The organism is Mesorhizobium sp. M4B.F.Ca.ET.089.01.1.1 (assembly GCF_004022605.1).
GTDB lineage: Bacteria > Pseudomonadota > Alphaproteobacteria > Rhizobiales > Rhizobiaceae > Mesorhizobium > Mesorhizobium abyssinicae.
The window spans coordinates 1-1712 of the sequence record NZ_RZOS01000760.1; the positions used below are offsets into that span (position 1 = coordinate 1).

1 protein-coding gene and 1 pseudogene are annotated in these 1712 nt (G+C 64.8%); both read right to left on the bottom strand.

The window, feature by feature from the left end:
* Nucleotides 1-168 (bottom strand): annotated as a pseudogene (locus EN780_RS33570) (class I SAM-dependent methyltransferase); the annotation flags it as partial.
* A partial coding sequence (gene mnmG / locus EN780_RS33575) for a tRNA uridine-5-carboxymethylaminomethyl(34) synthesis enzyme MnmG (RefSeq protein WP_128276401.1) occupies nucleotides 165-1712 on the bottom strand: 1548 nt, incomplete at its 5' end. The pseudogene EN780_RS33570 and the gene mnmG, both read right to left, overlap by 4 nt.

A 1712-nucleotide genomic window follows, 5' to 3' on the forward strand; every position in this document is an offset into this window, starting at 1 on the left:
ATCCAGTATGTGCCTGCGCCAGACATCGTCCAGGGTCGACGGCGCGGCGAGGTTGATGCTGCGGTTCCATTTCAGGAACAGCTGTTCGAAGGCAACCAGACGCTCGAATGTTTCACGTGAAACCGGGCCCGCCGCTTCCTGCAGGCTCTCCCATGACGCAGCACTCACGCGACATGCCTCTGCGCGGCGGCTTCGGCGTTGCGGACGTGGGCGACGATGATCGCCAGCGCCGCCGGCGTCATGCCCTCCATGCGCTGCGCATCGGCGATGGAGCGCGGCTGCCGCGTCTTCATCTTCTGCTTCAGTTCATTGGACAGGCCGGGAACGTCGGCGAAATCCAGCGATGCGGGGATCAATCGGCTTTCCTCGTGCCTGATCTGCGCGACATCAGCCTGCTGGCGGTCCAGATAGACCGAATATTTCGCTTCCGTTTCGAGGCGCTCCGCCGTCTTCGCATCGATTGAGCCGAAGCGCGGCTCGATGCGCGCCAGCCAGGCAACATCGACACCGGGGTAGGCGAGCAGCTCATAGGCGGAACGGCGCACGCCATCCCTGTTGATCTCCAGCCCATGCCGCGCCGCCTCGTTGGGCGTGAACAGCACGCTCGATGCCAGTTCCCGCGCCTTGGCAAGATCCTCGTTCATCCCGTTGAAGCGCCGCATCCGTTCCATTGACGCGATCCCCAGTCGGTCCGCCATCGGGGTCAGCCGCTCATCGGCATTGTCGGCTCTCAGCGACAGGCGGAACTCGGCGCGCGAGGTGAACATGCGATAGGGCTCGGCAATGCCGCGACTGGTGAGGTCGTCGACCATCACGCCGATATAGGCTTCGGTGCGGCTGAGCACGATCTGCTCGTTGCCGGATGCCTTGCGCGCGGCGTTGAGGCCGGCGAGCAGACCTTGCGCGCCGGCCTCCTCATAGCCGGTCGTGCCGTTGATCTGTCCGGCGAGGAACAGGCCGCCGATCCGCTTCGTCTCCAGCGTCGGCAACAACTCGCGCGGATCGACATGGTCGTATTCGATGGCATAGCCCGGCTGCAGCATGGTTGCCCGCTCCAGCCCCGGGATCGACTTCAATATGTCGAGTTGCACATCCTCCGGCAGCGAGGTCGAGATGCCGTTCGGGTAGACGGTGTCGTCATCGAGACCTTCGGGCTCCAGGAAGATCTGGTGGCCTTCACGGTCGCCGAACTTGACGATCTTGTCCTCGATCGACGGGCAGTAGCGCGGCCCGACGCCTTCGATCGAGCCGGAATACATCGCCGAGCGGCCGAGATTGGCGCGGATCAGCTCATGCGTGGCCGGCGTCGTGCGGGTGATGCCGCAATCGATCTGCGGGTTCTGGATCGCGTCGGTCAGCAGCGAGAACGGCACCGGTTCCTCGTCCGCCGCCTGGCTTTCCAGCGACGCCCAGTCGATGGTGCGGCCGTCGAGGCGAGGGGGCGTCCCGGTCTTGAGGCGCCCAAGCGTGAATCCCGCGCGGCTCATCGTTGCCGACAGGCCAAGGCTCGCCTGCTCGTTCATGCGGCCGGCGACGATCTTCTTCTCGCCGATATGGATCAATCCGCGCAGGAAGGTGCCGGTGGTCAGCACCACCGCGCCGCAAGCCAGGCGGCGATCGCCCGAGATCTGAACGGCCGCGATCCGCCCTTTCGCGATCTCAAAGTCGAGAACTTCGCCCTCGATCACCTCGAGATCGTTCTGCTGCCGAAT